Source organism: Leptotrichia sp. (assembly GCF_057270615.1).
This window is the reverse complement of the sequence record NZ_DBHIXN010000003.1, coordinates 19427-46112: the sequence shown is the minus strand read 5'-3', so window position 1 is coordinate 46112 and position 26686 is coordinate 19427. Positions and strand designations below refer to the sequence as shown.

The following is a 26686-nucleotide window of genomic DNA, read 5'->3' as shown; positions in this document are numbered from 1 at the left end:
TGCTTTTTTTGTGTAAAAAAAATTGAAAAAAGAATACACCTATGATACAATTTTTGTATAAAATATCGAAGAGAAATCATTAATGATAAAATCTCTAAAAAAATAATTAAAAATAATATTCAAAATCAAAAGGAGGTGTAATTTATGAAATATAATTTAGCATTCAAATACAGAATTTATCCAAATAAGGAGCAAGAATTATTGATAAACAAGACTTTTGGATGTGTTCGTTTTGTTTACAATACGATTTTGTATACTGCGAATAAATTTTATGAAGAAACTGGAAAAAATAAAATAATTACACCTGCCAGTTTGAAAAGTGAAAATCAATTTTTAAAAGAAGTAGACAGTCTGGCACTTTCAAATGCTCAATTGAATGTAAAACGATCGTTTACAAATTTCTTTCAGAAGAGAGCGAAGTTTCCAAGATTCAAATCTAAAAAGAATAATGTTAAAAGTTATACAACAAATTGTGTGAACAATTCGATACGAATAGAGGAAAAAAAATATTTGATTTTGCCAAAATTGAAAAAAGTAAAATTGAAATATCATAGAGAAATACCAAAGAATTATAGAATAAAGTCGGTAACATTGACGAACAGTAATGGAAATTACTATGTTTCTATTTTGACGGAATTTGAAAAAGAAATACAAAAGGCAGCTAGTAATGATAAAGTAATAGGACTTGATTTTTCAATGTCTGAATTATTTGTCAGTTCTGAAAACCAAAGAGCTGATTATCCAAGATATTTTAGGATATTGGAGAAAAAATTGAAAGAATTACAGAAATCATTATCAAGAAAAGTGAAATTTTCTAAAAATTGGTATAGACAAAAAGAGAAAATATCAAGATTGCATGAATATATCAAAAATTGCCGAAGAGATTTTTTACATAAATTATCGAAAAAATTGTCTGAAACATATAATGCTGTGGTTGTTGAGGATTTGAATATGAAAGGGATGAGCCAGGCATTAAATTTTGGGAAAAGTGTAGGAGATAATGGGTGGGGAATGTTTTTGAGAATGCTTGAGTATAAACTGATGTTTTTAGGAAAGCAATTTTTGAAGATAGATAAGTGGTTTCCATCGTCGAAAACTTGCAGTAAATGTGGAAATATTAAAGAGGAACTGAAATTATCAGAAAGAAGTTATAAATGTGAGTGTTGTGGGATTGAAATTGATAGAGATTACAATGCAGCACTGAATATAAAAAACATTGGAAAATTGATGTTGAAATATTAGGAAAATAAAAAAATAAAAAACAGGGTAGGAACTACCCGAAGAGCTTGATAAATATATTTGGCTAACAAAAGCAAATACTTCCCAAGAAGCTCCCGCTTCTAAAAGCGGGAGTAGTTCACTTATAATATTATAAAGCAAGGAATTTTGATTCCTTGGTAAGATAAAAAATTGAATATATTAACAAATAAATGTTAATAGAATAGAAAGTGAGAAAATATGATAATCGCTATTGATGGTCCAGCAGGAAGTGGTAAAAGTACCATTGCAAAGCTAATTGCAAAAGATATGGGACTTGTTTACCTTGATACAGGTGCTATGTATAGGCTCGTTACGTTAAAGGCCTTAAATGAAGGGATATTAAGAAATAATGAGCTAAATAATTTGAGTAAAATAAAAAAACTACTTGATAATCTTAATATTGATATTAAGGAAGATGGATTTTATCTAGATAATGTTGATGTAAGTCAAGAGATTAGAAAACCAATTATTTCAGAAAACGTATCTGACATTGCTGCAATTCGTGAAGTGCGAGAAAAAATGGTAGATTTGCAGAGAAAATTTTCAAAATCTAAGAATGTTATTTTGGATGGGCGTGATATTGGAACGGTTGTTTTTCCAAATGCGGATTTAAAAATATTTTTGATTGCAGATGCGAAGGAAAGGGCAAAAAGACGTTACAAAGAGCTTATTGAAAAAGGTGAAAATGTTAAAATCGAGGAAATTTATGAAAATATTTTAAAAAGGGATAAAATTGACTCAACACGTAAAGAAAGTCCATTAAAAAAAGCAAAAGATGCAGTTGAAGTAGATACAACTTCTAAAAATATAAAAGAAGTAAAAAATGAAATTTTGAGACTGATAAATATAGATATTTAATATTACATAAACTTATAAATAACTTTTTTAAATCCTATAATTTATTTAGAATTTATTTTTTTAAAAATTATAAAATATATAGAATATAAGAAAAGTTGAAAAAAATCAAAAAAATTGAAAAAAATACTAGACAAATATCTAAAATAGTGTATAATAATCTAGTAATTTAATAATTTATAATTTAAAAAATAAATTGGAGGTTTGATTAATATGTCAAAAAAAGAATTTGTAGATGCTTATGCAAAAACTACAGGAGAAACTAAAAAAAGAGCAGAAGAATTGGTAAATCAATTCTTAGATACTGTTGAAGAAGTATTATTAAAAGGAGATTCAGTTCAATTCGTTGGATGGGGAACATTTGAAGTAAAAGAAAGAGCAGCAAGAACAGGAATTAATCCACAAACTAAAGAAGAAATTAAAATACCTGCAAAAAAAGTTGTTAAATTTAAAGTAGGTAAAAAATTAGCTGATAATATAGCTGAAGGAAAATAATTTTTACTTTATGTAAATTAATAAAAGGCTATTTCTAAATGGAAAATCATTGGGAGATAGTCTTTTTGATTGAATATAAATAAAAAAGGTTAAAAGATAGGTGTGATATGGTTTTATATAATTTATTAAGAAGTTTAGTATATTTTGTAATAGTAATATTATCAATATTTAACATTAAGCTATTAAAATTTTTTAAATCCCGATTATTTCAGAAAATAGGAAATGATAATTTTTTAAATAGAGGTGAAAAGGCAATTCTTATTCATTTTTCATCAGTTGGAGAATTTAATTTGACAAAAGAACTTATTTTAGAAATATTAGAAGGAAAAAAAACTGGAAAAAAGGAAAAGGTTATTCTTTCAGTTATGACAAATACTGGATTTGAAGCAGTTAGTAAAGAATATTCTGAAAATAAGAATGTAAAAATATTTTATTTTCCACTTGATGATTTTCTTGCAATTCGTAAAATTTATAAAAAATACAAAATAAAAAAGACAATAGTTATAGAAACTGAAATTTGGCCAAATTTATATTATTTTGCTGCTAAAAATGGAGAGTTATTTATTGTTAATGGAAGGCTTACAGAAAAAAGATTAAAATCATATCTAAAGTTTGGGTGGATTATTAGGAAAACTGTAAATCGTGCCAAAAAAGTAATGGTACAAAGCATTTCGGATAAAGAAAGATATGAAAAGTTAGGAATTTGCAAAAATAAAATTAAAGTTTACAAAAATTTAAAATATTCGATTAAATATAATAAAATTTCAAAGGATCAAATAAAAGAATATTATGATGCAGTTATAAATAAAAATAAAAAAATAATTGTATGTGGAAGTACACGTTCAGGTGAGGAAAGAATTTGGTTAAATGTACTAAAAAAAGTAAATACAGATGATGAATATCAAATGGTTATTGTTCCAAGACATTTAAATCGAGTTAATGAGATTGAAAAAATGATTTTGGAAAAATTTTCAAAAAAAGATTATTCTTTGTTTACGAGTATTGATAAGAGTAAAAAAAATGATAAAGAAATAGATTGCAAGAAAATAGTTATAGTTGATAAAATGGGAATTTTGACGGATTTTTATCAATTGGCAGACTTTGTATTTGTCGGTGGAACACTTGTGGATATTGGAGGACATTCGATACTAGAGCCGCTTTATTATGGGAAAAAGCCAATTATTGGGAAATATTTTCAAAATATCGAGGAAATTGTAAAAGATGCAAAAAAACTTGGATTTATCAAAATTGTAGAAAATGAAGATGAAATTATTGACTATTTGAAAAAATTTGAAAATGTTGATATAAAGGAATTTTTTGAGAAAAATAATGAAATAAATAAAATATTGGATGAAATTATATATTAGAATTTTTAAAAATAATTAAAAAAAAGAAAAGGAAAATAGATAAAATATGGAAGATAAAGATAAGATTAAAATTATTGGAAAAAATGGTCAGAAAATTGAAATTACTGAAGCTGAAAAGGAAAGAAGAGATAAAATAAAAAAAGTTAATGATGAATTTAAAATGGCGAATGCAAAAAAAAGTAAAATTATAAATGAAAAGGAAATTTGGAAATATTTCTTTGAAAAGCCTAAAAAAAATTATAATAAATATATGTATGAAATGCTTGAATTTCCTAAACATTTGATGTATAATAATGAAAGTGTTGATAAATATCGTGGGAAATGGAATGAATTTTTTAAAAATAAAAATGATATTTTTTTAGAAATAGGCTGTGGAAGCGGTAATTTTACAGTTCAAAATGCAGAAAAGTTTAAAAATAGAAATTATATTGCATTAGAATTACGTTTTAAAAGGCTTGTTTTAGGAGCAAAGAAATCTAAAAAAAGAAACTTAGATAATATTTTGTTTGTAAGAAAAAGAGCTGAAACAATACTAGACTTTTTAGGAAAGGATGAAATTGCGGGGGTGTATATTAATTTTCCTGATCCTTGGGAAGGTGAGGAGAAAAAAAGAGTTATAAGTAAAAAATTATTTTCTGACTTGGATGTTATTTTAAAAATAAATGGAAAATTGTTTTTTAAAACTGATCATGATCAATATTATGAAGATGTTTTGGAATTGGTAAATAAACTTGATAATTATGAAATTATTTATCATACAAACGATTTACATAATTCAGAAAAGGCAAGCGAAAACATTAAAACTGAATTTGAACAAATGTTTTTAAGCAAACATAATATAAATATTAAATATATTGAAATAAAAAAAATTAAATAATTTATTAAAATATTGAAAGGAGAGAGAAGTAAGAACAAATTTAAAAAAGTTCTTATAAAAAGTTATGGAAAATAAAAATACATATGATGAATTAGTTTACAAATCTAATCCGTTTAATTACACAATTCCAGCTTTATTGGAAGCTCAAGGAAGATTATTTGGATTGACACCAAAGGATTCGAGAAAGGCTAGAATACTAGAATTGGGATCATCATTTGGAGGAAATTTGATTACTCAAGCACTTTATAATCCTGAAGCTGAATTTGTTGGAGTTGATTTGACAGCGGAACAAGTTAAGAAAGGAAATGAAGTTATTGAAAAAATAGGTTTAAAAAATATAAAATTAATTGAAAAAAATATTTTGGACATAAATGAAGATTTTGGAAAATTTGATTATATTATTGTTCATGGTGTATTTTCTTGGGTTCCAAAAGATGTGCAGGATAAAATTATCAAAATTTGTAATGAAAATTTGACTGAAGAAGGAATTGCTTATATTTCATATAATACTTATCCAGGGTGGAAAGAGCCAGATAAGATACGTGAAATGATGATTTATGCAAACAAATATTTTCCTGAAATTTCACTAGGAGATAAAAATCAACGTGGGAAGGCTTTTATTTCAATTGTTGCAGAACAAATGAAAATATATAAAGACATTTCTGAGAAAAAAGGAGATTTTATAAAGCAAATAGAAGAAGTTATAGGTATGCAAGATTATTATGTGGCTCACGAATATCTTGAAAATTTTAACCATCCGTTATATTTAAATGAATTTGTAGATTTAATAAAAAAAGAAAATTTACAATATATATCTGATGTTGCTTTAAGATTGTCTATTATAAGCACTTATAATCAAAATACAGTAGATAAATTGCAGCAGTTATCTCAAGGAGATCATGTAATAAAAGAACAATGTCTTGATTATATTCTTGATACAAAATTTAGAAGATCAATAATTTGTAAAAATAGTCAATCTAAAAAACTTAACTTTAGCGAAAGTTTTCCTAATGAAGTGTTAGATTCGTTTTTATTGTCATTAAGATATACAAAAGATGAATTAGAAACATTGAATGAAGATAATGTTAAAGCGATTATGCTACATTTAGCAGATACTCCAAATAAAAGTTTTGTTATCAAGGATGCCATAACATATTGGGAAGAAAATGTTGCTAAAGGCAAAGATAAAAATGAGGAAAAAACTAAAGAAGTTCTTAATAACTTGAGAAAATTTATTTTGAATAGTATGATTAATGGTAAAATTAAATTTTACTGTTCTGAAAATGAAATAGTTCCTTATGAAGAAAACAAAGTTTATATTTCTGAGAAATTTAGAAAATATATAAAAACTTTAATTATTGGAGAAGGAGCTGGAGTAGTAGGAATAGCTAATTCAAGAAATGAAATTATCAATGATTTGAATGATGTCGATGTAATAGTTGCAGATATTTTGTCAGAACCAAAAACAGAAAAAGAAATAATTGAAAAATTATCAAAAACAACTATTTATAGAACAATGCCGGATGGAGATAGAAAGGAAGTGGAGGCTTCTGAATATTTACCAGAAAGTATAAAGAAATTTGAATTTTTAGGTTACTTTTCAAAAAGATAAAGTTAATGCAAAATAGTGGTAGGCGAAATAAATACTTATCACTTTTTTTGAATAATTTATACTATTTTTTATAATTTCTATTACACAAAGAGCTAAGCTTCTTGTTAGAAAATAAATAAAATACAATTTCTATTTTTTGAGTGGAATTTAGCATTAAAGTTACAGCAATACTATTTTTTATTTAATACTATTACCCATTAAAACAATGAAGTTTTTATAATTTCGTTTAGCAAGGGGTCAAGACCCCTTGTCAGAAACTGAATAGGATATCATTTCTTTTTCTCAAATGGGGTTTAGTATAAATAAAATTTATCAAAGTTTATTTAAAGTTGAATAAAAATTAATAGATTGGCTAATAGAAATAGTCTTTTTGTATTAAATTGTAATTTTTATAAATAAAAATTAGGAGAAAAAGGGGAAAGTAAAACATGAAAGAACTGGGAAAATTTTTAGAATTAGATAATATAATTAGGTTTCTGAAAACTAATATTTTTAAATTGTTCATAATTTATTTAATTGTTAAAATTGGAAAAATATTTAAGACAAGAATTGAAAAAATCTTGAAAATTATACTTGAAAAATCAAATGTTGATAAAAGTGTAGCTTCATTTTTAATTTCAATTTATTCTATTTTATATTATTTTATCCTAATTTATTCTTCAGTGGGAATCCTTGGAATTAATACTACTTCAATCACAACGTTTTTAGGAGCGACAGGGATTGTTTTGGGGATTGCATTTAAAGAAACTTTGGGAAATTTTTGTGGAGGGCTTATAATTCTTACATTTAAGCCATTTAGCGTTGGAGATACGATAGAATACAATAATTATATCGGAACTGTAAAGAAAATAGAATTATTTTATACAAAAATGTTAAATCCGCAAAATGAGCTTGTAATAATTCCAAATGGAATAGTTACTAACACAGAGATAAGAAATATTAAACAAAATGGGGAACGTAGACTTGATTTGGAAGTTGGAGTTTCATATGACAGTAATATTCAAGAAGTAAAAAATGTTTTGGAGAAAATTGTTAAAGAGGAAACAATGGATGAGGTTGAAGAAACACAAATAAAAAATAATTTACTTGCAAAACTTCAAAATACAATTTTGGAAAAACGTGAAAAAAGTAAAATAGATTTATTTGCAACAATTTTTTCCAGAAAAAAAATGAAGGAAGCTGAAGATGAAGCAATTAAAAGTTCTGAAGATGAAATTTACGAAAATAATCAAGATGCAGAAAATACATCAGATATTCCAGAAGTTACCGATGATGATAAAAAAATGATATTAGCTTCAAAGCCGTCTGTTATAGGAGTTGGTCAGTTGGCAGATTCTGCAATAATATTTTATATTTATGTCTATACACGTTCGGAAAATTATTTGAATTTAAAATTAAAATTAAACGAAAAAATAAAGACTGAATTTGATAAAGCAGGAATTAAGATACCATATCCACAAATGGATGTGCATATCAAAAATAGTAAATAGTTAAGGAGAAAAAGGAGAAAAAATGGAATTAAAAAGATTTTTAAATGACAATGCAGTACAAAGTAACTGTTATGTTATTTCTTGTGGGAAAAATTGTTATGTTATAGATCCTGGACAAGAAAAAATGACAGAAGTTTTTGAGTATATTGAAAAAAACAAATTAAATTTACTGGGGATTCTTTTGACACACGGACATTGGGATCATATTTTGGGAATACCGTCTATGCTGGAATATAAAAAAGTTCCTGTTTATGTAAGTGAAGGCGGATATGAATTTTTGTTTAATCCTGAATTGTCGCTTTTTGCTTGGAGAGAAGGAGAATTTGAATTAAATAAAGAAGATGTTGAAATTATAACTTTGAAAGAAAATGATAAAATTGGGGAAAATGGGATAATTTCTGGAAATACTGATAGTGAAGAAGTTTATTTTGAAATAGTTGAAACACCAGGGCATAGCCGAGGAGACATTTGCTATTATAATAAAGAGAATAAAATATTGTTTTCTGGAGATACGCTGTTTGCTGGAACTTACGGAAGAGTTGATTTGCCAACAAGTGATCCAATTCAAATGGGAAAATCATTAAAAAAATTGCTGGCTTTGGATCCAGATATTAAAGTTTATCCAGGTCATGGTTTTGATACTACCATAGGAACAGAGAAAAGATATTATTAAAATAAAAAATTAAGGAAGAAAATGAAAATAATAGTTCAAAGAGTAAATTTTGCAAAAATATTTGTAAATAATGAATTTAAAGGAGAAATTCAAAAGGGAATAGTGGCTTATGTTGGAGTTGCAAGCGGAGATTGCGAGAAAGATATTAATTTTTGTATAGATAAGTTAATTAATCTTAGAATTTTTGATGACGAAAATGGGAAATTAAATTTTTCAGTAAAAGATGTAAAAGGAGAGTTACTAATCGTAAGCAATTTTACAATTTATGGAAATACAAAAAAAGGAAGAAGACCGAACTATAAAGATTCTGCACCAGCTCACGAAGCCCAAAAAGTTTATAATCTTTTTTTAGAAAAATTGAAAGATACAGATATTAAATTTGAAACAGGAAGATTTGGCGAGTATATGAGAATTGTTTCTGAAAATGATGGGCCTGTAAATTTAATAATATCTTCAGATTTTTAAAAAAGATAAAAAATAAAGAATTATTAATTATATTTTATAGAATTTTATAACTAGAAAAAATATTTTATAGGAGAGGAAATAAAGATGGCAAAAAAATCAACTTTAACAATGGCATGTCTGCTGCTTACAGTAGGGTGTACAGGATTACAGACAAATAGTAAAAATAGTTCTAAAACTGAAAGTAATAATGATTTTTCATCTAATAGTAAGGATGATGAAAAAAGTGGTGAAATTGTTATTGATGTAACTGGAGATAATGTAGATAATAAGGAAAATATAGAAAATTCTCAAATTAATGATAATAAAATAGAAAGAAAACATGGTCATAATAATCATAGAGATCATTATAGCAACAGAAATAAAAATAAATCTGATATAGTAAAAATAGATGAAAAAAGTCAGACAAATGAAAATTTAGATGATATTAAAATTACAAAGTTATTTGATGAAGACAGCTTAGTCGACCGTTCAATGCCAAATTCTCAATTAGTACTGCAAAAACTGTCAGAATTGAAGAGAAAGCAGCAAGAAATATTAAAACATGGAACAGCTAGTCAAAAAAAGATGGTAAAATTACAAAATGATCTGTTAAAATCATATAGTCACTGGAAAGGTACAAAATATTCGCTTGGAGGAGATTCGGCAGATGGAATGGACTGTTCAGCATTAACTCGTAGAGTTTATAGGGAAGTATACGGATATGAACTTCCAAGGCAAACAATACAACAAATTAAATTAGGTGCTCATATTTCCAAAGAGAATTTAAAGCCAGGAGATATTGTATTTTTTAAACCAGAAGATACAAATAATCATACAGCAGTTTATTTGGGAGATTCCCTTTTTATTAATGCGTCTTCATCTAAAGGAGTTGTAATTTCTACATTGGAAAATACTTACTGGAATAAGTATTTTAAATATGGCGTAAGAGTTAGAATGGTTTAGTAAAAAATAAAAAACTTCAAAACTTGTAATTTTAAAAATTTTAGAGTATAATATACCCATAACATTTAGAATTGAATATTAAAGGATAAAACCTTAATCAAAATTTTAGGAGGACAAATAATGAAAAATTACAAAGTAGCAATTGTTGGAGCTACAGGACTTGTTGGAAGAATGTTTTTAAAAGTATTAAAGGAAAGAAATTTTCCAGTAGAAAAATTATATCTTTATGCTTCGCCTAATTCGGCAGGTAAAAAGATTGAATTTAATGGGACAGAATATACTGTTATGGAATTAAAGGACGAAACTATAGCAAATGACATTGATATAGCTTTATTTTCAGCTGGAGGAGGAGTATCGCTTGAATATGCTCCAAAATTCAAAGCTAAAGGAGCAGTTGTTGTAGATAACAGTAGTGCTTGGAGAATGGATAAAAATATTCCGTTGGTAGTTCCTGAAGCTAATCCAGAAGCATTAAAAAACCATCCTGGAATTATCGCAAATCCAAATTGCTCTACAATTCAAGTAATGCCAATATTAAAAGTATTGCAAGAAAAATACGGATTAAAAAGAGTAATTTATTCTACTTATCAAGCTGTTGCAGGTTCTGGACAAAAAGGGCTTAATGATTTGGAAGCTAATTTAAAAGGAGAACCATCAAAAGGATATCCACACCAAATTGCATTTAATGTGTTGCCTCATATTGATGTTTTCTTAGATAATGGATATACAAAAGAAGAAGAAAAAATGATTAATGAAACTAGAAAAATCTTAAATTTACCAGACTTGAAAGTAACTGCAACTTGTGCAAGAGTTCCAAGTAGATATGGGCATGCAGTATCTGTAAACGTAGAATTGGAAAAACCTTTTGAATTAAAAGATGTAATTCGTGCATTTGAAGAAAAAGAAGGAGTTGTTGTACAAGATGATGGAAAAAATAATGTATATCCAATGCCTATAAATGCACAAGGTACTGATGAAGTTTATGTTGGAAGAATAAGAAAAGATTTTTCAGCAGATAATGCTCTAAATTTATGGGTTGTAGCAGATAACATTAGAAAAGGTGCAGCTACAAATACTATTCAAATCGCCGAAACTTTAATAAAAGAAGGAGCATTATAATAAAATATGAAATTTAGTACAATAAAAAATAAAATATTAGTATTACTAGTTTTTATTGCAACTTTCGTAGCAGGTTATAGTGATGATATAAAGGTTGGAATGGAGTGTGGATATGCTCCTTTCAACTGGTTTCAAAATGATAGTAAAAATGGTGCAGTAAAAGTAGATGGGGGTTATTGCGGTGGATATGATGTCGAAATAGCCAAAGTTATTGCTAAAAAACTAAATAAAAACCTTGTAATTGTAAAAACAAAATGGGATGCATTGCTTGGTCCTGCTTTAACTTCTGGAAAAGTTGACTTGGTTATAGCAGGAATGTCTGCAACACCTGAAAGACGTCAAAGTTTAACATTTTCAAAGCCATATTATGAATCAGATTTGGTAGTAGTCGTTAAAAAGAATGGAAAATATGCAAATGCTAAATCAATTAATGACTTTGCGGGAGCCAGAATTACAGGGCAGCTAAATACACTTCATTATGATGTTATTAATCAGATGAAAGGTGTACAAAAGCAAACAGCAATGGAAAGTTTTCCAGCTATGATAGTAGCATTAAATTCTGGGAAAATAGATGGATATATATCTGAAAGACCAGGAGCAATGGCAGCTAAATTTTCAAATCCCAATTTAAAATTTATTTCATTTAATAAAAAAAATGGGTTTAAATATGATACAGAAGAAGTAAATGTCGCAGTTGGAATGAAGCTTGGAAATACTGAAATGGAAGAAAAGATTAACAAAATTTTAAATGAAAATCTAACTCCTAAAGTACGTCAGCAGATTATGGAAAAAGCTATACAAAATCAACCAAATGAAACATCTCGTTCATTTTTTGGATGGGTTACATTTTTTATTCAAAATAACTGGAAGACATTTCTAAAAGGTACAGTTGTAACATTGTTTATTTCAGTTACTGGTACAATTGTAGGATTTTTCATTGGATTAGTAGTTGCATTATTTAGATATTCAGAAGCAGAAATTGATGGACAAACTCAAAAATACAAAAAAAGCGGATTAAAAGTTCTAAACTCAATTTTTTCTATTTATATTGCGATATTTAGAGGAACTCCGATGATAGTGCAGTCAATGGTAATTTATTATGGACTTTCTCAAGTATTTCATTTAAATTTATCTCCGCTGTTAGCAGCTTTATTTATTGTGTCAATAAATACGGGAGCATATATGAGTGAAATTATTCGTGGTGGAATTGATTCGATTGATGATGGGCAGTTTGAAGCAGCAAAAGCAATTGGAATGACAAATTTTCAATTAATGAAAAGCATTATTTTTCCACAAATGTTTAGAAATATTTTACCGATGATAGGAAATGAACTTATTGTAAACATAAAAGATACATCTGTATTAAATGTAATAAGTGTTACAGAATTGTTCTTTATTTCAAATTCTGTTGCAGGAACTTATTCACGTTATTATGAAGTATTTATTATTACAAGTGTAATTTATTTCTTCTTGACATTTACGTTATCATTAATTTTAAAACAAGTTGAAAAAAGAATTGACGGACCTCAAGATTTTGAAATTTTGGATGATGCTTATGGAGAGGAGAAATAATGGGGAAAAAAGTTATTGAAATAAAAAATATTAGAAAAGATTTTGGGAAACGAACAGTATTAAAAGATATAAATTTTGATGTTCATGAAAAAGAAGTTGTAAGTATAATTGGTTCATCTGGAAGTGGAAAATCAACTCTTTTACGATGTATAAATCTGCTTGAAAAGCCTACAAGTGGACAAGTGTTAATTCACGGAAAAGATGCTATGGCAGGAGATATATCTCTTGTAACATTGCGTGAAAAAGTAGGAATGGTATTTCAGCAATTTAATTTATTTAATAATTTAAGTGTTTTAGAAAACTGTGTAATTGGACAAATAAAAGTTTTAAAAAAATCTCGCGAAGAAGCTGAAAAAATTGCAAAGGAATTTTTAGCAAAAGTAGGAATGGAACGTTTTATTCATGCAAAGCCAAATCAAATTTCAGGTGGACAAAAACAAAGAGTGGCAATAGCAAGAGCATTAGCAATGCAGCCTGAAGTTTTATTATTTGATGAGCCGACAAGTGCATTAGATCCTGAAATGGTGGGAGAAGTTCTGAAAGTAATGAAAGACTTAGCCAAAAGTGGTCTTACGATGATCGTTGTAACGCATGAAATGGATTTTGCACATGATGTTTCAAGCAGAGTTGTGTTTATGGATCAAGGTGTGATTGTAGAAGATGACAAGCCTGAAAATATTTTTGGAAATCCAAAACATGAAAGAACTAAGGAATTTTTAAGTAGAATGCTAAGTAAATAAATTATTATTATTTATAATTTCTAATTAAAATCAAATTAAAATAAAAATATTTCTTGAAATTTTTTAAAAAATAGTGTAAAATACCTATGAGAAATTAGAAATTTTCTATTGAATTATTTAGCAAAAAAAAATTTATTTTTAAGTAAAATAACAAAAAAGTAATATTTCTGATTTTTCAAAATAATCTAGTTAAGATATTTAGTATCAGAATTAGAAAGGAATACAGTATTCCATTTATTAAATATTTAATAAAAAACTTAAAATATAAGTTTTGTTAAAATTTCTTGTATTTTAAGAGCTGTAAAATATTACAAAGTAAATTTATTAAAATTAAAGGAGAAAAAATGGCAAAGAAAAAAGCTGAAGACATTAAGTTGACTTTAACTGATGAAGAAAGAGAAGGATTGGATAACGAAGGGATAAAAAGAGTTTTGACTAGTAAAGCTATTTTAAAAGTAGCAAAAGAATACAAATTTTCTGATGAAGAAAAAGAAGAGTTTGAATATTTATTTACAAACGAAAAACATAAATTTTTCATTGCAAAACTTATTGAAGATAAAATTTCTGTAAACGAAAATGATGTTACAAAATTATATACAGATAATAAATCAAATTTTGATGCTCAAAATATTCCTTTCTCTCAAGCTAGAGAAATAATCCAAAGAGATTTATTAAATCAACAAGTTGCTACATTGGAAGCAGAAGAATTGAACAAATTAGTAGAAGGAATGGAAGATAAAGTAGAAGTTACTAAAAAAGAAGTTCTATTTTCAAAAGGAGATGCTGAAGTATTAAAGACTTTACTTGTTGGTAAAGTGATTTCTAAAAAAATGGCTGATGAAAAATTTGAAGATCAAGAAAAAAATAAAAAAGATTTAGAAATTATAAAAGATAATGTATACATTAACTATTATTTGGATTTAGAAGTTAGAAAAAATGTAAAAGTTACTCAAGAAGAAATTACTGAAATTTATGAAAAAGAAAAAGCAAAACTTGGAAACGTAACTACAAATAGTGCTTATCAACAAATTGCCAATAGTTTGCTAAATAATAGAGCAGTTGAAGAAAGAAATAACTTAATAGACAAAATTGTAAAAGATTATAAAGTTGATGAAGCTGCAAAAGAATATACAGAAGCTGAATAAAAGTTAATTAATTAAATTATATAAAAACTTGGAAATTAATAAATTTATAAATTCCAAGTTTTTTTATTTTATTAAATTTTTTTTTGCTTTTATATTTAAAATTGTTAAAAATTAAACTGCTAATACTAAACCCCATTTAAACAACGGATACATTATAAATCTTTTTAGTAAATTAAACTTAATATTTTTTTAAATAATTGAAATAAATATTCGCTTTTTAAACAGGAAATAGTATCAATTAATATTAGTTTCCTTTAATAAAAAATTTACGAAAATTAATTTTTACCAAGTTCATCTGCTACTAATATTGCTGCAAAAACATCATCAGCAGTAACTTTAAATGGCATATTATGAATTGTTTCACCTTCAGCTGTGCTTGCTTTTGCTACTTCGTATAATTGTTCTTTTGAAACATTTTTCATTCCTAGATCATTTAATGTTGTAGGAAGACCAATATTTTTACAAAATTCTATAACTTTTTTAATTTCACATAGACATCTATTTTCTAAAACTAGCTGTGCAATTGTTCCAAATGCAACTTTTTCTCCATGATACATATGATGTCCTTCTTCTAAAATTGTAAGGCCATTGTGAATAGCATGAGCTGCAGCAAGTCCTCCACTTTCAAATCCAATTCCACTTAAATAAGTATTTGCTTCAATTATGTTTTCTAGAGCTTTTGTAACTACTTTATTCTCTACTGAAATTTTAGCTTTTAATCCATCTTCAAATAACGTATTTTTACACAATTCAGCAATTGCAATAGCAGCTTTTGTAATACCTCCACCAGCAATTGAAGTAGCATTTGAATCGACACAGGCTTTAGCTTCATAATAAGTGGCAAGTGCATCTCCAATTCCAGCTACAAGAAGTCTTACAGGTGCATTTACGATTACATCTGTATCCATTATTACCATATCAGGATTTGTCTTTAAGAATAAGTATTCTTCAAATTCTCCACTTGGAGTATAAATTACTGATAAGGCACTGCATGGTGCATCAGTTGAGGCAATTGTAGGTACAACAAATACGGGAATATTTTTGTAATATGATATTGCTTTTGCTGCATCAAGAGTTTTTCCTCCTCCAATTCCAAATACTGCATCACATTTTTTTTCTTTTAAAATATCAATATTTCGGTTAATTTCGACTTTTGAACATTCTCCACTAAAAATTTCAATATGATAATTGATATTTGCTTTTTCAAAACTTTCAATAATTTTGTCTTTAAAATTATTAAAAATAAATTTATCCACTAGAAGATAGGCACCAGTATTACCACGTAATGTGTAATAAGATGCTAAATTAGCAATTTCATTTCTTCCTTGGATATATTTTGATGGGGAATTAATAATTTTTACCATAAAAAATCATCTCCTGAAAATTTATTATTTATTAATACTGTTATAACATATTTTTTAATAAAGTCAATAGTAATTTAAAATAAAAAATCAGAAAATTATTCAGATTTAATATTTTAGATAATTTCCTGATTTTTGAATTTTATTAAATTGATTCTAAAGTTAAATTTTCTTTTTGAATAATATAAATTTAAAATTTTTAGAAATCCTGTTTTAATAAATGTCCCATCTTTTCTTTTTTTACTCTTAAATAATTTTTATCAATTTCATTGGCAGCAATTTCAATTTCCTTACGTCCAGCAATTTTAACACCATATTTTTCCAATCCTTCGATTTTTTTTGGATTATTAGTTTTTAAAATAATAGATTTTATCCCTAAATCTTTTATAATCTGTGCAGCCACAGCGTAATCTCTCAAATCATCAGAAAATCCCAGTTTATGATTGGCTTCCACAGTATCATAGCCTTCGTCCTGTAATTTATATGCTTTCAATTTATTTAAAATTCCAATTCCACGTCCTTCTTGACGAAGATATATTATAAGTCCTTCGCCACTTTCTTCCAATTCATGTAAAGCTCTGTGAAGCTGCTCTTGACAATCACATCGTTTTGAGCCAAAGACATCGCCTGTCAGACATTCAGAGTGAAGTCTTGCTACAATATTTTCTTTATTTTTTATTTCACCTTTCATAATTGCAATATATTCTTTATGTTCGATTTTATCACTGTAACCTACAAAAGTAAATTTTCCAAATTGTGTTGGGATATTGACAGTTACTTCATTTTTAACTAATTTTTCGTTTTTTTTTATATAAACAATCAGATCATCAATCGTAATTAATTTTAAATTATGTTTTTGACAAAATTCAAACAAGTCATTTCGACGAGCCATTTCTCCATTTTCCTTTAAAATTTCCATAATTACAGCCACTTCAGAAAATCCTGAAAGTCTTGCCAGATCAACAGCCGCTTCAGTATGTCCTTTTCTTTCAAGAACGCCGCCTTCACGTGCAATTAACGGAAATAAATGTCCAGGTTTTCTAAAATCCTTTGCAGTTTTAGATGGATTTGCCAGATCTTTTATAGTATTTAGTCTATCCCCTGTGGAAATTCCAGTAGTCGTACCTTCTAATGAATCAACTGAAATAGTAAAGGCAGTTCCAAAATAGTCAGTATTATGCTGAACCATTGGATTCAATTCAAGTTCCTCAGCTCTTTTTTTAGACATTGGCACACACATAAGTCCACGTGCTTTATTAATTATAAAGTTTAGTGTTTCATAAGTTACTGTATCAGCGGGAATTATCAAATCCCCTTCATTTTCCCTATCTTCATCGTCAACAACCACAACTGGAATACCTTTTTTCAAATCTTCAATCGCAGCTTCGACAGTATCAAATTTTACTTTATTTTCTGCCATTTAAATCACTTCTTTCTTTTCTTTCTTTTTTTCTTTTTTTATTAAAATCCATTTTTTTGTAAAAATTCCATTGTCAATTTTGATTTTTTTTCTTTATTTTTTAAATTATCAAAATTATCAAATTTTAATATTTTTTCCACATATTTTCCAAATAAATCTGTTTCAATATTTACAAAATCCCCAGTTTTCTTCATTCCAACCGTAATATTTTCAATCGTGTGCGGAATAAGTGAAACCGAGAAAATCCCATCCCTATCATTGACACCAATTACTGTAAGACTTGCTCCATCAATAGTTACACGACCTTTTTCAACGATATATTTCATATTATTTCTATGATTTTCATCCAGCTGAAACTCATAAATTTTCGCAATTCCCTTATCCGTAATCGACAAAATTTTAGCCTCGCAGTCAACATCTCCCATAACAAGATGTCCACCCAAAAAAGTTGCAAGTGTAAGCGACTTTTCAAGATTGACAATATCCCCTGCTTTAGCCCGTTTTAAGCCACTTCTCTCAATAGTTTCAAACATCACATCTGCTGTAAAGTCATTTCCCTTTAATTTTGTAACAGTCAAGCAGACTCCGTTTACAGCGATACTATCCCCAATTTGTGCCTTTTCTACAACCTTTTTTCCTCTTATCGTAATTTCAATACTTGCATTTTTTTTTGCAAGATTAATAATTTTTCCAGTTTCTTCAACTAAACCAGTAAACATAATTTTCTCCTGATTTTAAATTTTTTATTTAAATTAATTATAATTTTTTTGCAAAAATTCCATTCCAATATTTTCGCCATAAATATTATATTTCACATTTTTCAAAATTACAGCTTCATTCATATCTTTCTTATCAAATCCTGCAATAAAAGACTTCCCTTTTTCATCGCCCAAAATTTTATTGGCAATAAAAATTTCTCCAGCATCAATTACATTTTCTTCAAATGCCTGTGAAATAAGCAATTGTCCACCTTCCAGTAAAACTGAGTCAATTCCAATTTCTCCAATTTTATAAAGAATTTCTTTAAAGCTAAATTTTGTACCATTTAAAAATATAAATTTAACTTTGCCATTTTCAGAAAAATCCAGCTGCTTTTCAGAATTTTCATTACTTTTTGATGTGACAATTATTGTCTTTTCATCACTGTTTTCTTTAATAATATTGTAATTTTTTTCAGTTTTAAAATGTGGGTCAATAATGATTCTATATGGATTTATACCGTTTTCAATTCTTGCAGTAAGACTTGGATTGTCAAACATAACTGTGTTTATTCCAACCATTATCCCCATAAATTTGTTTCTATAAAATTGAACTTTTTCACGAGCAATCTCATTTGTAATCCATTTAGAATTTCCTGTCTTCGTTGCAATTTTTCCATCCAAAGTTATCGCACATTTTAAAAACAAATACGGAATTTTTGTCATAATATATTTAAAAAATACTTGATTAATTTTATCGCATTCACTTTTTAAAACATTTTCACAAACTTCAATTCCAGCATTTTTTAATATTTGCACACCTTTCCCAGCTACTTTCGGATTTGGGTCAGATGAGCCAATAACACATCTTTTTAGCCCCATTTTCACGATTTTTTCAGCACAAGGCGGTGTTTTCCCGTAATGCGAACATGGCTCCAATGTGACATAAATCGTTGCATTCGATAAATCTTTTGAATTTTGAGAGGCTTCTTCCAAAGCGTAAACTTCAGCGTGAGGCCCTCCAAAATATTTATGATAGCCAGTTCCAATAACTTTTCTATCTTGAACGACAACCGCTCCAACCATCGGATTAGGATTTACCGCTCCAGTTCCTTTTTTTGCTAGTTCAATCGCCATTTGCATATATTTTTCATCAATATTTTTTGCCATTTTATTTTCCTTTTACTAATCCATAATGATTATTAGTCAATTTTATAATTTTATTTTTTTATCCAATTTCTTTTATTAAATTAATCATTTCAATTGCAGAAAATGCTGCATCTGCTCCTTTGTTTCCAGCTTTTGTTCCTGCTCTTTCTATAGCTTCTTCAATATTATTTGTAGTTAAAACACCAAAAATCACAGGCAGGTCAGTTTGTAATGAAATTTGTGCAACCCCTTTTGAAACTTCAGCACAGACATAGTCAAAATGTGGAGTAGACCCTTTAATTACAGCTCCTAGAGCAATTATTGCATCATATTTTCCTGTGTTTGCCAATTTTTTTGTAATTAAAGGTATTTCAAATGCTCCTGGAACCCAGGCAATGTCGATATTTTCTTCAGAAACATCATTTCTTTTTAAAACGTCTAAAGCACCTCCAACTAGCTTTGAAGTAATAAATTCGTTAAATCTCCCAGCCACAATTGCTATTTTTATATTTTCTCCATTAAATTTTCCTTCAAAAGTTCTCATTCTTACAATCATCCTTTCAATTTATGTTTTTTAGTTAGACATATTCAATAGCTATTTGTTATTTTTTCAAGTAAGTTGTAAAATTAATTAGTATAAAATTTTTTTAGATAGTTTTTTTGAATAAGTCTATTGGTATAAAAAAAAGCCTCGAATACTTGATTCAGGGCTTCTATAATTAAAGGTAGGCAATTCTTAATTTATAATTATTATAATTTTATATTCTATGTAAATATTGAAACTATATATAATAAAACTACTTAAATTAATTTTTCACTTCTACCATCTAGACTATAACTATCGGTACTGGAATTGCACCAGTTCATGTCATTTTTAAAAATAAATAAAAATAACTCGTGGACTTTACCACCGGTCGGGAATCTCGCCCTGCCCTGAAGCTTTAAACTTTCACTTTAGTTTATAATATCACTTTTTAAATCTAATTACAAGTGTTTTTTCCAAAAAAATAAATATTTTTTTTTAAAATTTATTTTAATATTGACAAAGTAAAAAATGTAGGGTATCATTATGTTGATTAAATAAAAATTAAAAAAAGGAGGTAAAAAAATGAAAAGAATATTAGGCACGTTAATTTTACTGTTGTTTATTTCATGTGGCAATAGCAATGGAGAAGAATTTATTAAATTTTACAAAAAGTCAGAAAAAAATCAAGAAATGGCAGAAATAAAATCTTCAGAGTATAAAAGTTGTAAAGAATTAAGTAAATTTAATATTAATACAGAAAAAATTGTATTAAAAAATTTAGGATTGGAGGAGATAAACTGTATAGCGAATTATAAAAATGTAAAAGAGCTGGATTTAAGATGGAATCAAATAAAGGATGCAAAACCATTGGAAAATCTAAAAAATTTAGAAATTTTAAAAATAAACTTTAATCAGATAAAAGATATAAAACCGCTGTTAAATTTACCAAATTTAAAGGAATTGTGGCTTCATAATAATAAAATAAGCGATATTAGAGGAATTGGCAAATTGACAAAATTGGAACATCTGGATATTAGTTTTAATCCTTTGAAAAATGGAGTTGATGAAATTTCTAGTTTGAAAAAATTAAAAAGGTTGGAATTACGGGAAGTTCCAGAGGAAATAGTGGATTATGTTTATGAAAATTATCATAATTTTATGATACCCAAAACAATATTCATTGAACAAAGATATCCAGAACTTTCTAAAAAACGTGAAAACAAAGCAAAATATCCAAATTTTTCAGAATTTGAAAACAAGATAAATGGCTTTGAAACTGTAAAAATTATAAATAAAGTTTCTGAAAAAGAAATTACATTAAATAAATTGCCAAAGGAAGTTTACAAAATAGTCGATGAATATAATAAAAAATCGGAAGAAGCAGATGACAAAGTAGAAGGAGCATCATTTTTTACAAATAATGTTTACTCAATATACACTCTAACTTATCCTTTTGCCTATGCAGGACAGTCAAATAGTGAAACTATTTTTACAAAAAATAATCAAGTAATTGCAAAAGATGCAGTAAATTTAGATTCTCAATTAGAAAGCATTGATGGAAACAATTTGTTTTTATCAGTAGTTGCAGCAGGTGGAGCAACAAATTATGCAATCACAGATATGAAGAGTGGAAAAATGTGGAGGGAAGAATTTAGGGATTTTGGAGTAACATTACCTAAGAGAACTGATAAAATTTTTATAACAGCTTCAAAGGAAAATGCTGTTAATGTAAGAGAAAGTAATGACTCAGATAGCTCAATAATTCATAAATTAGCAAATAATGCTGAAGTTGAGGAAATTTCAAATGAAGAAGACTGGAAATATGTGTATTTTTATAATAAAGATGGAGGATATTATATGAAAGGGTATATACATAAGAGTCAGTTAAGATAAAATAGCTGATTTTGTAAAAATTTCAAAATTTAAAGGGGGAGTTAATTGTGGTAAATAGGAAATTTAATGGGGTAGATATTGGAGATAGTGCGGTTGAGTTTTTTGAAAAGCTAGCTAAATTAGAAAGTGGCGGAAAATATAATTTAGCAGATCAAAAATATTATATTGGAAAATATCAGATTGGGACGGATGTTTTGATGGACATGGGATGGCTTCCGAAGGGTTCGACTTGGGCAAATGCCAGATTCATTGGTGAAGGTGCCACGAAATGGAAATTAACAGGAAAACAAAGTTTTTTAAATAATCCAGCAGCACAAGATGAAGTAATAATGCGTTCAGTAAAAATGAGATGGGCACTTCTGAAAAAGTATAAGGATAAAATTTGTAAAAATATATCTGTTCCTAAAAGTGCAGTTTATATAGCACCAGGAAAAGTTAGAGCTTCTGAAAATAAAGTGAAAATAATAATAATGAAAAAGAGAAATCAAGGATATAAGGCAGAAGATTTGAGAGGACAAAGTTTTTTGCTTACATCATCTGGAATACTTGCAGCAGCACATTTATGTGGGCAAGGTGCGATGTCTAATGCTTTGGGGAATAATTTTAAAGGTGTTTGGGGGATACCAGTAGATGGAAATGCCATGCCATCATTACTTTATGCTGTAAATTTAGCAGGGCATGACTTGTCAGTAATTATTGGATTTAAAGATAATTGTGAAGTAGATCACAAAGTTGTAGAAAAAAATCATACACAAACTGATAATAAAAATATAAATAAACAGGCTACAGTTCAGTCAAAATCTAAATCTAATGTTTCAAATAATTCTTCACAAACACAAAAAGAAGTTTTGACACCAAATAATGCTAAAACTGAAAGTGATGAAAGTAATAAAGAAGGTGTATTTTCGTTTAATGGTCAAAAGTTTGAGGAAGTTTGGGATAGTGAAGAGTATAAAAGGGATAGAGCTGAAAATGGGAAAGCTCCTGAATTGGCATTTGTAAATCCTGATGAGGCGATTTTGAAAAGGCTGCAGGCTAAATTTCAAGATGAGAATATTTATAATAAGGATTATGTAAAATATTTGGAAACTAAGACAGGGAAAAAAGTTTTGGAAGAAAATAAGGAAGATATAAATGTCATTTTGAAGATGTATGATGAGGCGACAAAGGATAACGACAAGATTGGGAATGTGATAAGGCAGCATGGATTTGATATTTTAAGGGGAAGAGAGGAAAATAATGAGATTTTGCGGATACAAGATATAGTTTATTATATTTATTCGTATCCTATTCCTAATAAAAGTGCTATAGAATCATTAGAATATGTGCTTAGTCAATATTCAGCAAAATATGTGAAATATCCTGATAAAAAGCCTATAAATAAATTCAAGGAAGATAAGAATTATGTGGATAAAATACAGGGTGTGATTCAGATATATGTAAAAGATGGAAAAACTAAAGTTGAGAAGAATCAGCTGCCTGAAAAGTATGACAAGTATATGCAGGGAATAAAGGATATTGATGAAATTATTATAAAAGTTGCTAAAAAGCCAGCTTTGGAGTTACAAAAGACAAGATGTGAAAATTTGATAAGAGAACTTGGGGAAAATGTTTCGGAATATGAAAAAACTTATTCAATGGATGAAAATGGAGTTAGGCAGTTTCCTTTATCTAGAAGATTGATTGACAATATAATAATTGAATTTTTGAAGGTGCAGACTGGGTTTAAAGGAGAAAATGAAACCAAGTATTTTGATAATCATCAATATAAAGATAGCAATATTGTGAGAAATTATCTTTTATGGTATATAAAAAGACAAAAAGGGATTGATATTCCATCAAAAAGTGAGAGAGGATTATTTAACAGGCTTGAAAAAATTGGGAAGGATATAAGGGTAACGACTGTCTTGAATGACTGGATAACTTCAAAATCGGCAATAAAAGTACGAAATATCAGAAAAATAAGTGATTTTATAGATGAAACTTATGAAAATTACAGGGATAATTCGGATTTTGAAAAAGATAAAGGCATTATTTTGGGATTATTTAAAGATAGCAAGGAATTGCGGGATTATGCAGCAAATATTGATTCAATGGATTTGTATTCCTTTTATAAGTTATTTTATGATCTGCAAAATATTATAAATCCTACTGGAGAGTTATTTGTAAATACTAATTGTATGCTAAAATGTACGCTTGGAAGAGATATTAGCCGATTAATCATAAAAGAGGATAGTGTAATGCTTGAAGGCGGGAAACAGGCTAATATAAATGATACGAATATTCAGCCTTTTAAATCTTGCAGTGCAATTGGGACTTGCCAGCCTGCATTAATGGGAATGTGGGAGAAAAATACAGATGTAAAAGTTAGAAACAAGCCTGCATTACTGGATATTTCAACTATTCAATGTCAACATGGCGGAACTATAAGTATTGATGATGCTGGGCAAAAGGAAGTTGGAACGGCAGTTACTAAAGATAAAGAAGTTGGTGAAGCTATTAGAGATGCTGATTGTCAATACAAGTTATTGATAAATATTTGCAGTGATATAAATAATGACTTTATGCAAACACAATTAAAAAAAGAAGCACAGAAATTTTCTAAATGGAATAAGTATAAAAGCAGTACAATGGATACTAAAAATAAAGAAAAAACTCAAATTGCTGAAAAGGAAACTTCTTCGGAAAAAGAAAAATATTTAAAGGAAAAGATTTTAGACACATTTAAAGAGGCATATAAAAATGTAAAGCAAAAATCAGGGCCTGAACTTGATACAAAAGGAATAATAAAAACGCATGGATTAAGTTTGTGTGATTATGAGCAAAAAAACTTTTATTCTGCAAAAATGCTGCCTGTAATAGCTTATGGATATTTAATGCAAGCTGGAAATTTGACAATAACAGAAAATGAAAAAAAGCAGATCGAAGCAGAGTTAAATAGCGATATAAAAACTTCAAATACAGAACAGATAGAATTAAAGGATTACAAAATACAAAATAATGTAAAACAAACAAAAGAAGCTCCAGATCATAAAATAAATTCTTCAGATATTACAAGCTGGATTGAAATAGGTAAAACATTATACACATCAACAAAATACCCTCCAACTGAAGCAGATGTACTAAATGCAATAAGAAAAAATGGGAAAAGTGTGGCTGGGTGTCCGTTTAGTGTGGATGAATGGAATAAAACGCATAGTTCTTCAAAAGAGTTGAATAATGATAGTGAAGTTAATAATGTGAAGCAGAAAAGTGATATTAAAGAAAAGAGAAATAAGGATTCACAAAACGACATTACTAAAAAAACTGAGGTACAAAAAGTTTCTACTAATAAATCTATGAAATTACCAAATAACACGAATACTTCAACTTCAAAACAACCTCAAAATTCAAAATCAGAAAAAAATGAAAAGAGAAATTGTACAACTTGTCCACATGAAAATCAGAAATTGAATTGTAGAGATACTTGGGATGTAGAAACAAATAATAGAATAAAAAAATTAGATCCTAGAATTAGATGTATAGTAAAACATTTGATAAATTTAATGGAAGATAAGTATAAAATAAGAATGAGAGTCACAGATGGATATAGAACACATGCTGAACAAAATAATCTTTATAAAAAAGGAAGAACAACAAAAGGACCTAAAGTAACATGGGTTAAAGGTGGATATAGTTATCATAATTATGGTTTAGCTGTCGATGTGTGTAGAATAGAAAAAGGAAAAGATTATTGGTATATGAAAGATTATAAAATATTTAATAGTGAAGCTATAAAATTCGGAGCAGAATGGGGAATTAGTTTTAAGGATAATCCACATTTTCAGTTTCCATTTGGTAAAACAGCAGCTCAATATTATCAAGATTATAAAAATAGAGGGAATAAATTAAGTTATGAATTTGAAAAATAAGAATAAAAAATAATATAATTAATGGAGGAGATGATATATTTATGAAATTAAAGGATATCATTATGAAAAATATTTGTATAATATGCTTTGGAGTCTTTAATATATCGTGTATGGCACAAAATATAGTTGAAAAAGAGTATGAAAGGATAGTTTCTAAAATAAAAGAAGCTGAAAAAAAAGGGAAATTTATAGGATATTTTGATGATAGTTGCAATATTGTAAAAGACAAGGAAAGAGCTAAGTATTATAGAGTTTTACATGAGAAAAAGAATGGAATTTATTTGATTACTCAACATAATTTGGATGGAACATTAGACGAAATATATCAGGCGACAGATAAGTATGATTGTTGGAAAAGAGATAATAGTTTATATAATAAGAGGGAAGGGAAAATGATTTCTTTTTTTTCAAATGGTAAAAAACTTCGAGAAGCAAATTATAGAAATGGAAGACTTGAAGGTAAGGAATATTGGTATAATCAGGATGGTAAAATAGAACAGATATTAGAATATAAAAATAATATTCAGAATGGAAAAGAAATTCGATATTTTGAAAATGGAAAAATTGAAGCACAAGAAAATTTTAAAAATGGTGAAAGAAATGGAGAAGGAAAATATTATTATGAAGATGGAAAATTGGCATCTATAACCAATTATTTAAATGGAGTTGAACATGGGAAGAATATTATTTATTATAAAAATGGGAAAATAAGTTCGGAAACTATGTATAAAAATGGTGAAGTTGAAGGAAAGTGGGTGGATTATAATAAAGACGGATCTATAAGAGATCAAGGAGAAGTTATTAATGGAAGTGGAGAATTTAGGACATATTTTGAAAACGGAAAATTACATTCAGAAACAATTTATAAAAATGGAAAACGAAAATATATTGAATATTATGAAAATGGAAAATTTAAAGGTTCTTTGATATTTGATAAAAATGGAGAAATAACTGGAGAAGGAGAAAAGGTTTATTATACAGAATAGAATTTAAATATTTAAATAAAAAAATTCTATGAAATTTTATTATGTTGTTAGATTGTAGTTGACATAAAAGAGATTAATTGTGAAAAACAAAATATGGATTTTATTATTTTTATTAATAGCCTGTCAAGCT

22 protein-coding genes and 1 riboswitch are annotated in these 26686 nt (G+C 27.6%); of the genes, 17 read left to right on the top strand and 5 right to left on the bottom strand.

Annotation, left to right across the window (positions count from 1 at the left end; translation table 11 throughout):
• Positions 1 to 144 precede the first annotated feature (144 nt).
• The 14 genes from ACO409_RS01175 (at position 145) to ACO409_RS01110 (ending at position 14612) form a co-directional block, all read left to right on the top strand.
• Positions 145 to 1242 (top strand): RNA-guided endonuclease TnpB family protein, encoded by a 1098-nt coding sequence (locus ACO409_RS01175; RefSeq protein ID WP_485554061.1) that lies wholly within the window; start codon positions 145 to 147, stop codon positions 1240 to 1242.
• A 216-nt stretch (positions 1243 to 1458) separates the two neighbouring features.
• Positions 1459 to 2118, top strand: a complete 660-nt coding sequence (cmk, locus tag ACO409_RS01170; protein ID WP_485554059.1) for a (d)CMP kinase — start codon at positions 1459 to 1461, stop codon at positions 2116 to 2118.
• Between the two features lie 210 nt (positions 2119 to 2328).
• Entirely contained in the window at positions 2329 to 2610 is a 282-nt protein-coding gene (locus tag ACO409_RS01165; protein WP_485554057.1) for an HU family DNA-binding protein, read from the top strand.
• A gap of 107 nt (positions 2611 to 2717) precedes the next feature.
• Entirely contained in the window at positions 2718 to 3977 is a 1260-nt protein-coding gene (locus tag ACO409_RS01160) for a 3-deoxy-D-manno-octulosonic acid transferase (RefSeq protein WP_485554055.1), read from the top strand.
• A 46-nt stretch (positions 3978 to 4023) separates the two neighbouring features.
• A complete protein-coding gene (gene trmB / locus ACO409_RS01155) occupies positions 4024 to 4854 on the top strand; it encodes a tRNA (guanosine(46)-N7)-methyltransferase TrmB (RefSeq protein ID WP_485554053.1) in 831 nt (276 codons plus the stop codon).
• 64 nt (positions 4855 to 4918) lie between these two features.
• On the top strand, positions 4919 to 6466 hold the full coding sequence (locus ACO409_RS01150; RefSeq protein WP_485554051.1) for a methyltransferase regulatory domain-containing protein: 1548 nt from the start codon (positions 4919 to 4921) through the stop codon (positions 6464 to 6466).
• A 428-nt stretch (positions 6467 to 6894) separates the two neighbouring features.
• Positions 6895 to 7956: a mechanosensitive ion channel family protein gene (locus ACO409_RS01145; RefSeq protein WP_485554049.1), complete on the top strand. Its 1062-nt coding sequence runs from the start codon at positions 6895 to 6897 to the stop codon at positions 7954 to 7956.
• A gap of 22 nt (positions 7957 to 7978) precedes the next feature.
• Complete coding sequence (locus ACO409_RS01140; RefSeq protein WP_485554047.1) at positions 7979 to 8629, top strand: MBL fold metallo-hydrolase; 651 nt, start codon at positions 7979 to 7981, stop codon at positions 8627 to 8629.
• A 21-nt stretch (positions 8630 to 8650) separates the two neighbouring features.
• The gene (gene dtd, locus ACO409_RS01135) at positions 8651 to 9094 is read left to right on the top strand and encodes a D-aminoacyl-tRNA deacylase (protein WP_485554045.1); all 444 of its coding nucleotides are present in this window, start codon (positions 8651 to 8653) and stop codon (positions 9092 to 9094) included.
• A gap of 84 nt (positions 9095 to 9178) precedes the next feature.
• Positions 9179 to 10036 (top strand): NlpC/P60 family protein, encoded by an 858-nt coding sequence (locus ACO409_RS01130; protein ID WP_485554043.1) that lies wholly within the window; start codon positions 9179 to 9181, stop codon positions 10034 to 10036.
• Between the two features lie 120 nt (positions 10037 to 10156).
• A complete protein-coding gene (locus ACO409_RS01125) occupies positions 10157 to 11155 on the top strand; it encodes an aspartate-semialdehyde dehydrogenase (protein WP_485554041.1) in 999 nt (332 codons plus the stop codon).
• 6 nt (positions 11156 to 11161) lie between these two features.
• Positions 11162 to 12727 carry an ABC transporter substrate-binding protein/permease gene (locus ACO409_RS01120; protein WP_485554039.1) on the top strand — a complete coding sequence of 522 codons (1566 nt, stop codon included), beginning with the start codon at positions 11162 to 11164 and terminating at the stop codon, positions 12725 to 12727.
• Positions 12727 to 13467 carry an amino acid ABC transporter ATP-binding protein gene (locus tag ACO409_RS01115; protein ID WP_485554037.1) on the top strand — a complete coding sequence of 247 codons (741 nt, stop codon included), beginning with the start codon at positions 12727 to 12729 and terminating at the stop codon, positions 13465 to 13467. Before ACO409_RS01120 ends, ACO409_RS01115 begins: the two co-directional genes overlap by 1 nt.
• A 344-nt stretch (positions 13468 to 13811) precedes the next feature.
• The gene (locus ACO409_RS01110) at positions 13812 to 14612 is read left to right on the top strand and encodes a viral A-type inclusion protein (RefSeq protein ID WP_485554036.1); all 801 of its coding nucleotides are present in this window, start codon (positions 13812 to 13814) and stop codon (positions 14610 to 14612) included.
• A gap of 275 nt (positions 14613 to 14887) precedes the next feature.
• Here the strand turns inward: ACO409_RS01110 and ACO409_RS01105 are convergent, their stop codons facing one another.
• From ACO409_RS01105 to ribH, 5 genes are all read right to left on the bottom strand, one after another.
• Positions 14888 to 15976, bottom strand: a complete 1089-nt coding sequence (locus ACO409_RS01105; RefSeq protein ID WP_485554034.1) for a glycerol dehydrogenase — start codon at positions 15974 to 15976, stop codon at positions 14888 to 14890.
• Between the two features lie 196 nt (positions 15977 to 16172).
• Complete coding sequence (locus tag ACO409_RS01100; RefSeq protein WP_485554032.1) at positions 16173 to 17393, bottom strand: bifunctional 3,4-dihydroxy-2-butanone-4-phosphate synthase/GTP cyclohydrolase II; 1221 nt, start codon at positions 17391 to 17393, stop codon at positions 16173 to 16175.
• 41 nt (positions 17394 to 17434) lie between these two features.
• Positions 17435 to 18112, bottom strand: a complete 678-nt coding sequence (locus ACO409_RS01095; RefSeq protein WP_485554030.1) for a riboflavin synthase — start codon at positions 18110 to 18112, stop codon at positions 17435 to 17437.
• Between the two features lie 33 nt (positions 18113 to 18145).
• Positions 18146 to 19261 carry a bifunctional diaminohydroxyphosphoribosylaminopyrimidine deaminase/5-amino-6-(5-phosphoribosylamino)uracil reductase RibD gene (gene ribD / locus ACO409_RS01090; RefSeq protein WP_485554028.1) on the bottom strand — a complete coding sequence of 372 codons (1116 nt, stop codon included), beginning with the start codon at positions 19259 to 19261 and terminating at the stop codon, positions 18146 to 18148.
• A gap of 58 nt (positions 19262 to 19319) precedes the next feature.
• Positions 19320 to 19784, bottom strand: a complete 465-nt coding sequence (ribH, locus tag ACO409_RS01085; protein ID WP_018450352.1) for a 6,7-dimethyl-8-ribityllumazine synthase — start codon at positions 19782 to 19784, stop codon at positions 19320 to 19322.
• 267 nt (positions 19785 to 20051) lie between these two features.
• Positions 20052 to 20185, bottom strand: a riboswitch (FMN riboswitch).
• Positions 20186 to 20348: 163 nt separating this feature from the next.
• Between ribH and ACO409_RS01080 the strand changes: the two genes are divergently transcribed.
• From ACO409_RS01080 to ACO409_RS01070, 3 genes are read left to right on the top strand one after another with little or no spacing between them, the layout of a single operon-like run.
• Complete coding sequence (locus ACO409_RS01080) at positions 20349 to 21659, top strand: leucine-rich repeat domain-containing protein (protein ID WP_485554026.1); 1311 nt, start codon at positions 20349 to 20351, stop codon at positions 21657 to 21659.
• Positions 21660 to 21706: 47 nt separating this feature from the next.
• Positions 21707 to 25570 (top strand): PAAR-like protein, encoded by a 3864-nt coding sequence (locus ACO409_RS01075; protein WP_485554024.1) that lies wholly within the window; start codon positions 21707 to 21709, stop codon positions 25568 to 25570.
• A gap of 41 nt (positions 25571 to 25611) precedes the next feature.
• The gene (locus ACO409_RS01070) at positions 25612 to 26556 is read left to right on the top strand and encodes a toxin-antitoxin system YwqK family antitoxin (protein ID WP_485554022.1); all 945 of its coding nucleotides are present in this window, start codon (positions 25612 to 25614) and stop codon (positions 26554 to 26556) included.
• The last annotated feature ends 130 nt before the right edge of the window (positions 26557 to 26686 follow it).

Bases quoted from the DNA above. Each gene is read 5' to 3' on its own strand.
- ACO409_RS01175 (WP_485554061.1), top strand. From the start codon at position 145: ATGAAATATAATTTAGCATTCAAATACAGAATTTATCCAAATAAGGAG.
- cmk (WP_485554059.1), top strand. From the start codon at position 1,459: ATGATAATCGCTATTGATGGTCCAGCAGGAAGTGGTAAAAGTACCATT.
- ACO409_RS01165 (WP_485554057.1), top strand. From the start codon at position 2,329: ATGTCAAAAAAAGAATTTGTAGATGCTTATGCAAAAACTACAGGAGAA.
- ACO409_RS01160 (WP_485554055.1), top strand. From the start codon at position 2,718: ATGGTTTTATATAATTTATTAAGAAGTTTAGTATATTTTGTAATAGTA.
- trmB (WP_485554053.1), top strand. From the start codon at position 4,024: ATGGAAGATAAAGATAAGATTAAAATTATTGGAAAAAATGGTCAGAAA.
- ACO409_RS01150 (WP_485554051.1), top strand. From the start codon at position 4,919: ATGGAAAATAAAAATACATATGATGAATTAGTTTACAAATCTAATCCG.
- ACO409_RS01145 (WP_485554049.1), top strand. From the start codon at position 6,895: ATGAAAGAACTGGGAAAATTTTTAGAATTAGATAATATAATTAGGTTT.
- ACO409_RS01140 (WP_485554047.1), top strand. From the start codon at position 7,979: ATGGAATTAAAAAGATTTTTAAATGACAATGCAGTACAAAGTAACTGT.
- dtd (WP_485554045.1), top strand. From the start codon at position 8,651: ATGAAAATAATAGTTCAAAGAGTAAATTTTGCAAAAATATTTGTAAAT.
- ACO409_RS01130 (WP_485554043.1), top strand. From the start codon at position 9,179: ATGGCAAAAAAATCAACTTTAACAATGGCATGTCTGCTGCTTACAGTA.
- ACO409_RS01125 (WP_485554041.1), top strand. From the start codon at position 10,157: ATGAAAAATTACAAAGTAGCAATTGTTGGAGCTACAGGACTTGTTGGA.
- ACO409_RS01120 (WP_485554039.1), top strand. From the start codon at position 11,162: ATGAAATTTAGTACAATAAAAAATAAAATATTAGTATTACTAGTTTTT.
- ACO409_RS01115 (WP_485554037.1), top strand. From the start codon at position 12,727: ATGGGGAAAAAAGTTATTGAAATAAAAAATATTAGAAAAGATTTTGGG.
- ACO409_RS01110 (WP_485554036.1), top strand. From the start codon at position 13,812: ATGGCAAAGAAAAAAGCTGAAGACATTAAGTTGACTTTAACTGATGAA.
- ACO409_RS01105 (WP_485554034.1), bottom strand. From the start codon at position 15,976: ATGGTAAAAATTATTAATTCCCCATCAAAATATATCCAAGGAAGAAAT.
- ACO409_RS01100 (WP_485554032.1), bottom strand. From the start codon at position 17,393: ATGGCAGAAAATAAAGTAAAATTTGATACTGTCGAAGCTGCGATTGAA.
- ACO409_RS01095 (WP_485554030.1), bottom strand. From the start codon at position 18,112: ATGTTTACTGGTTTAGTTGAAGAAACTGGAAAAATTATTAATCTTGCA.
- ribD (WP_485554028.1), bottom strand. From the start codon at position 19,261: ATGGCAAAAAATATTGATGAAAAATATATGCAAATGGCGATTGAACTA.
- ribH (WP_018450352.1), bottom strand. From the start codon at position 19,784: ATGAGAACTTTTGAAGGAAAATTTAATGGAGAAAATATAAAAATAGCA.
- ACO409_RS01080 (WP_485554026.1), top strand. From the start codon at position 20,349: ATGAAAAGAATATTAGGCACGTTAATTTTACTGTTGTTTATTTCATGT.
- ACO409_RS01070 (WP_485554022.1), top strand. From the start codon at position 25,612: ATGAAATTAAAGGATATCATTATGAAAAATATTTGTATAATATGCTTT.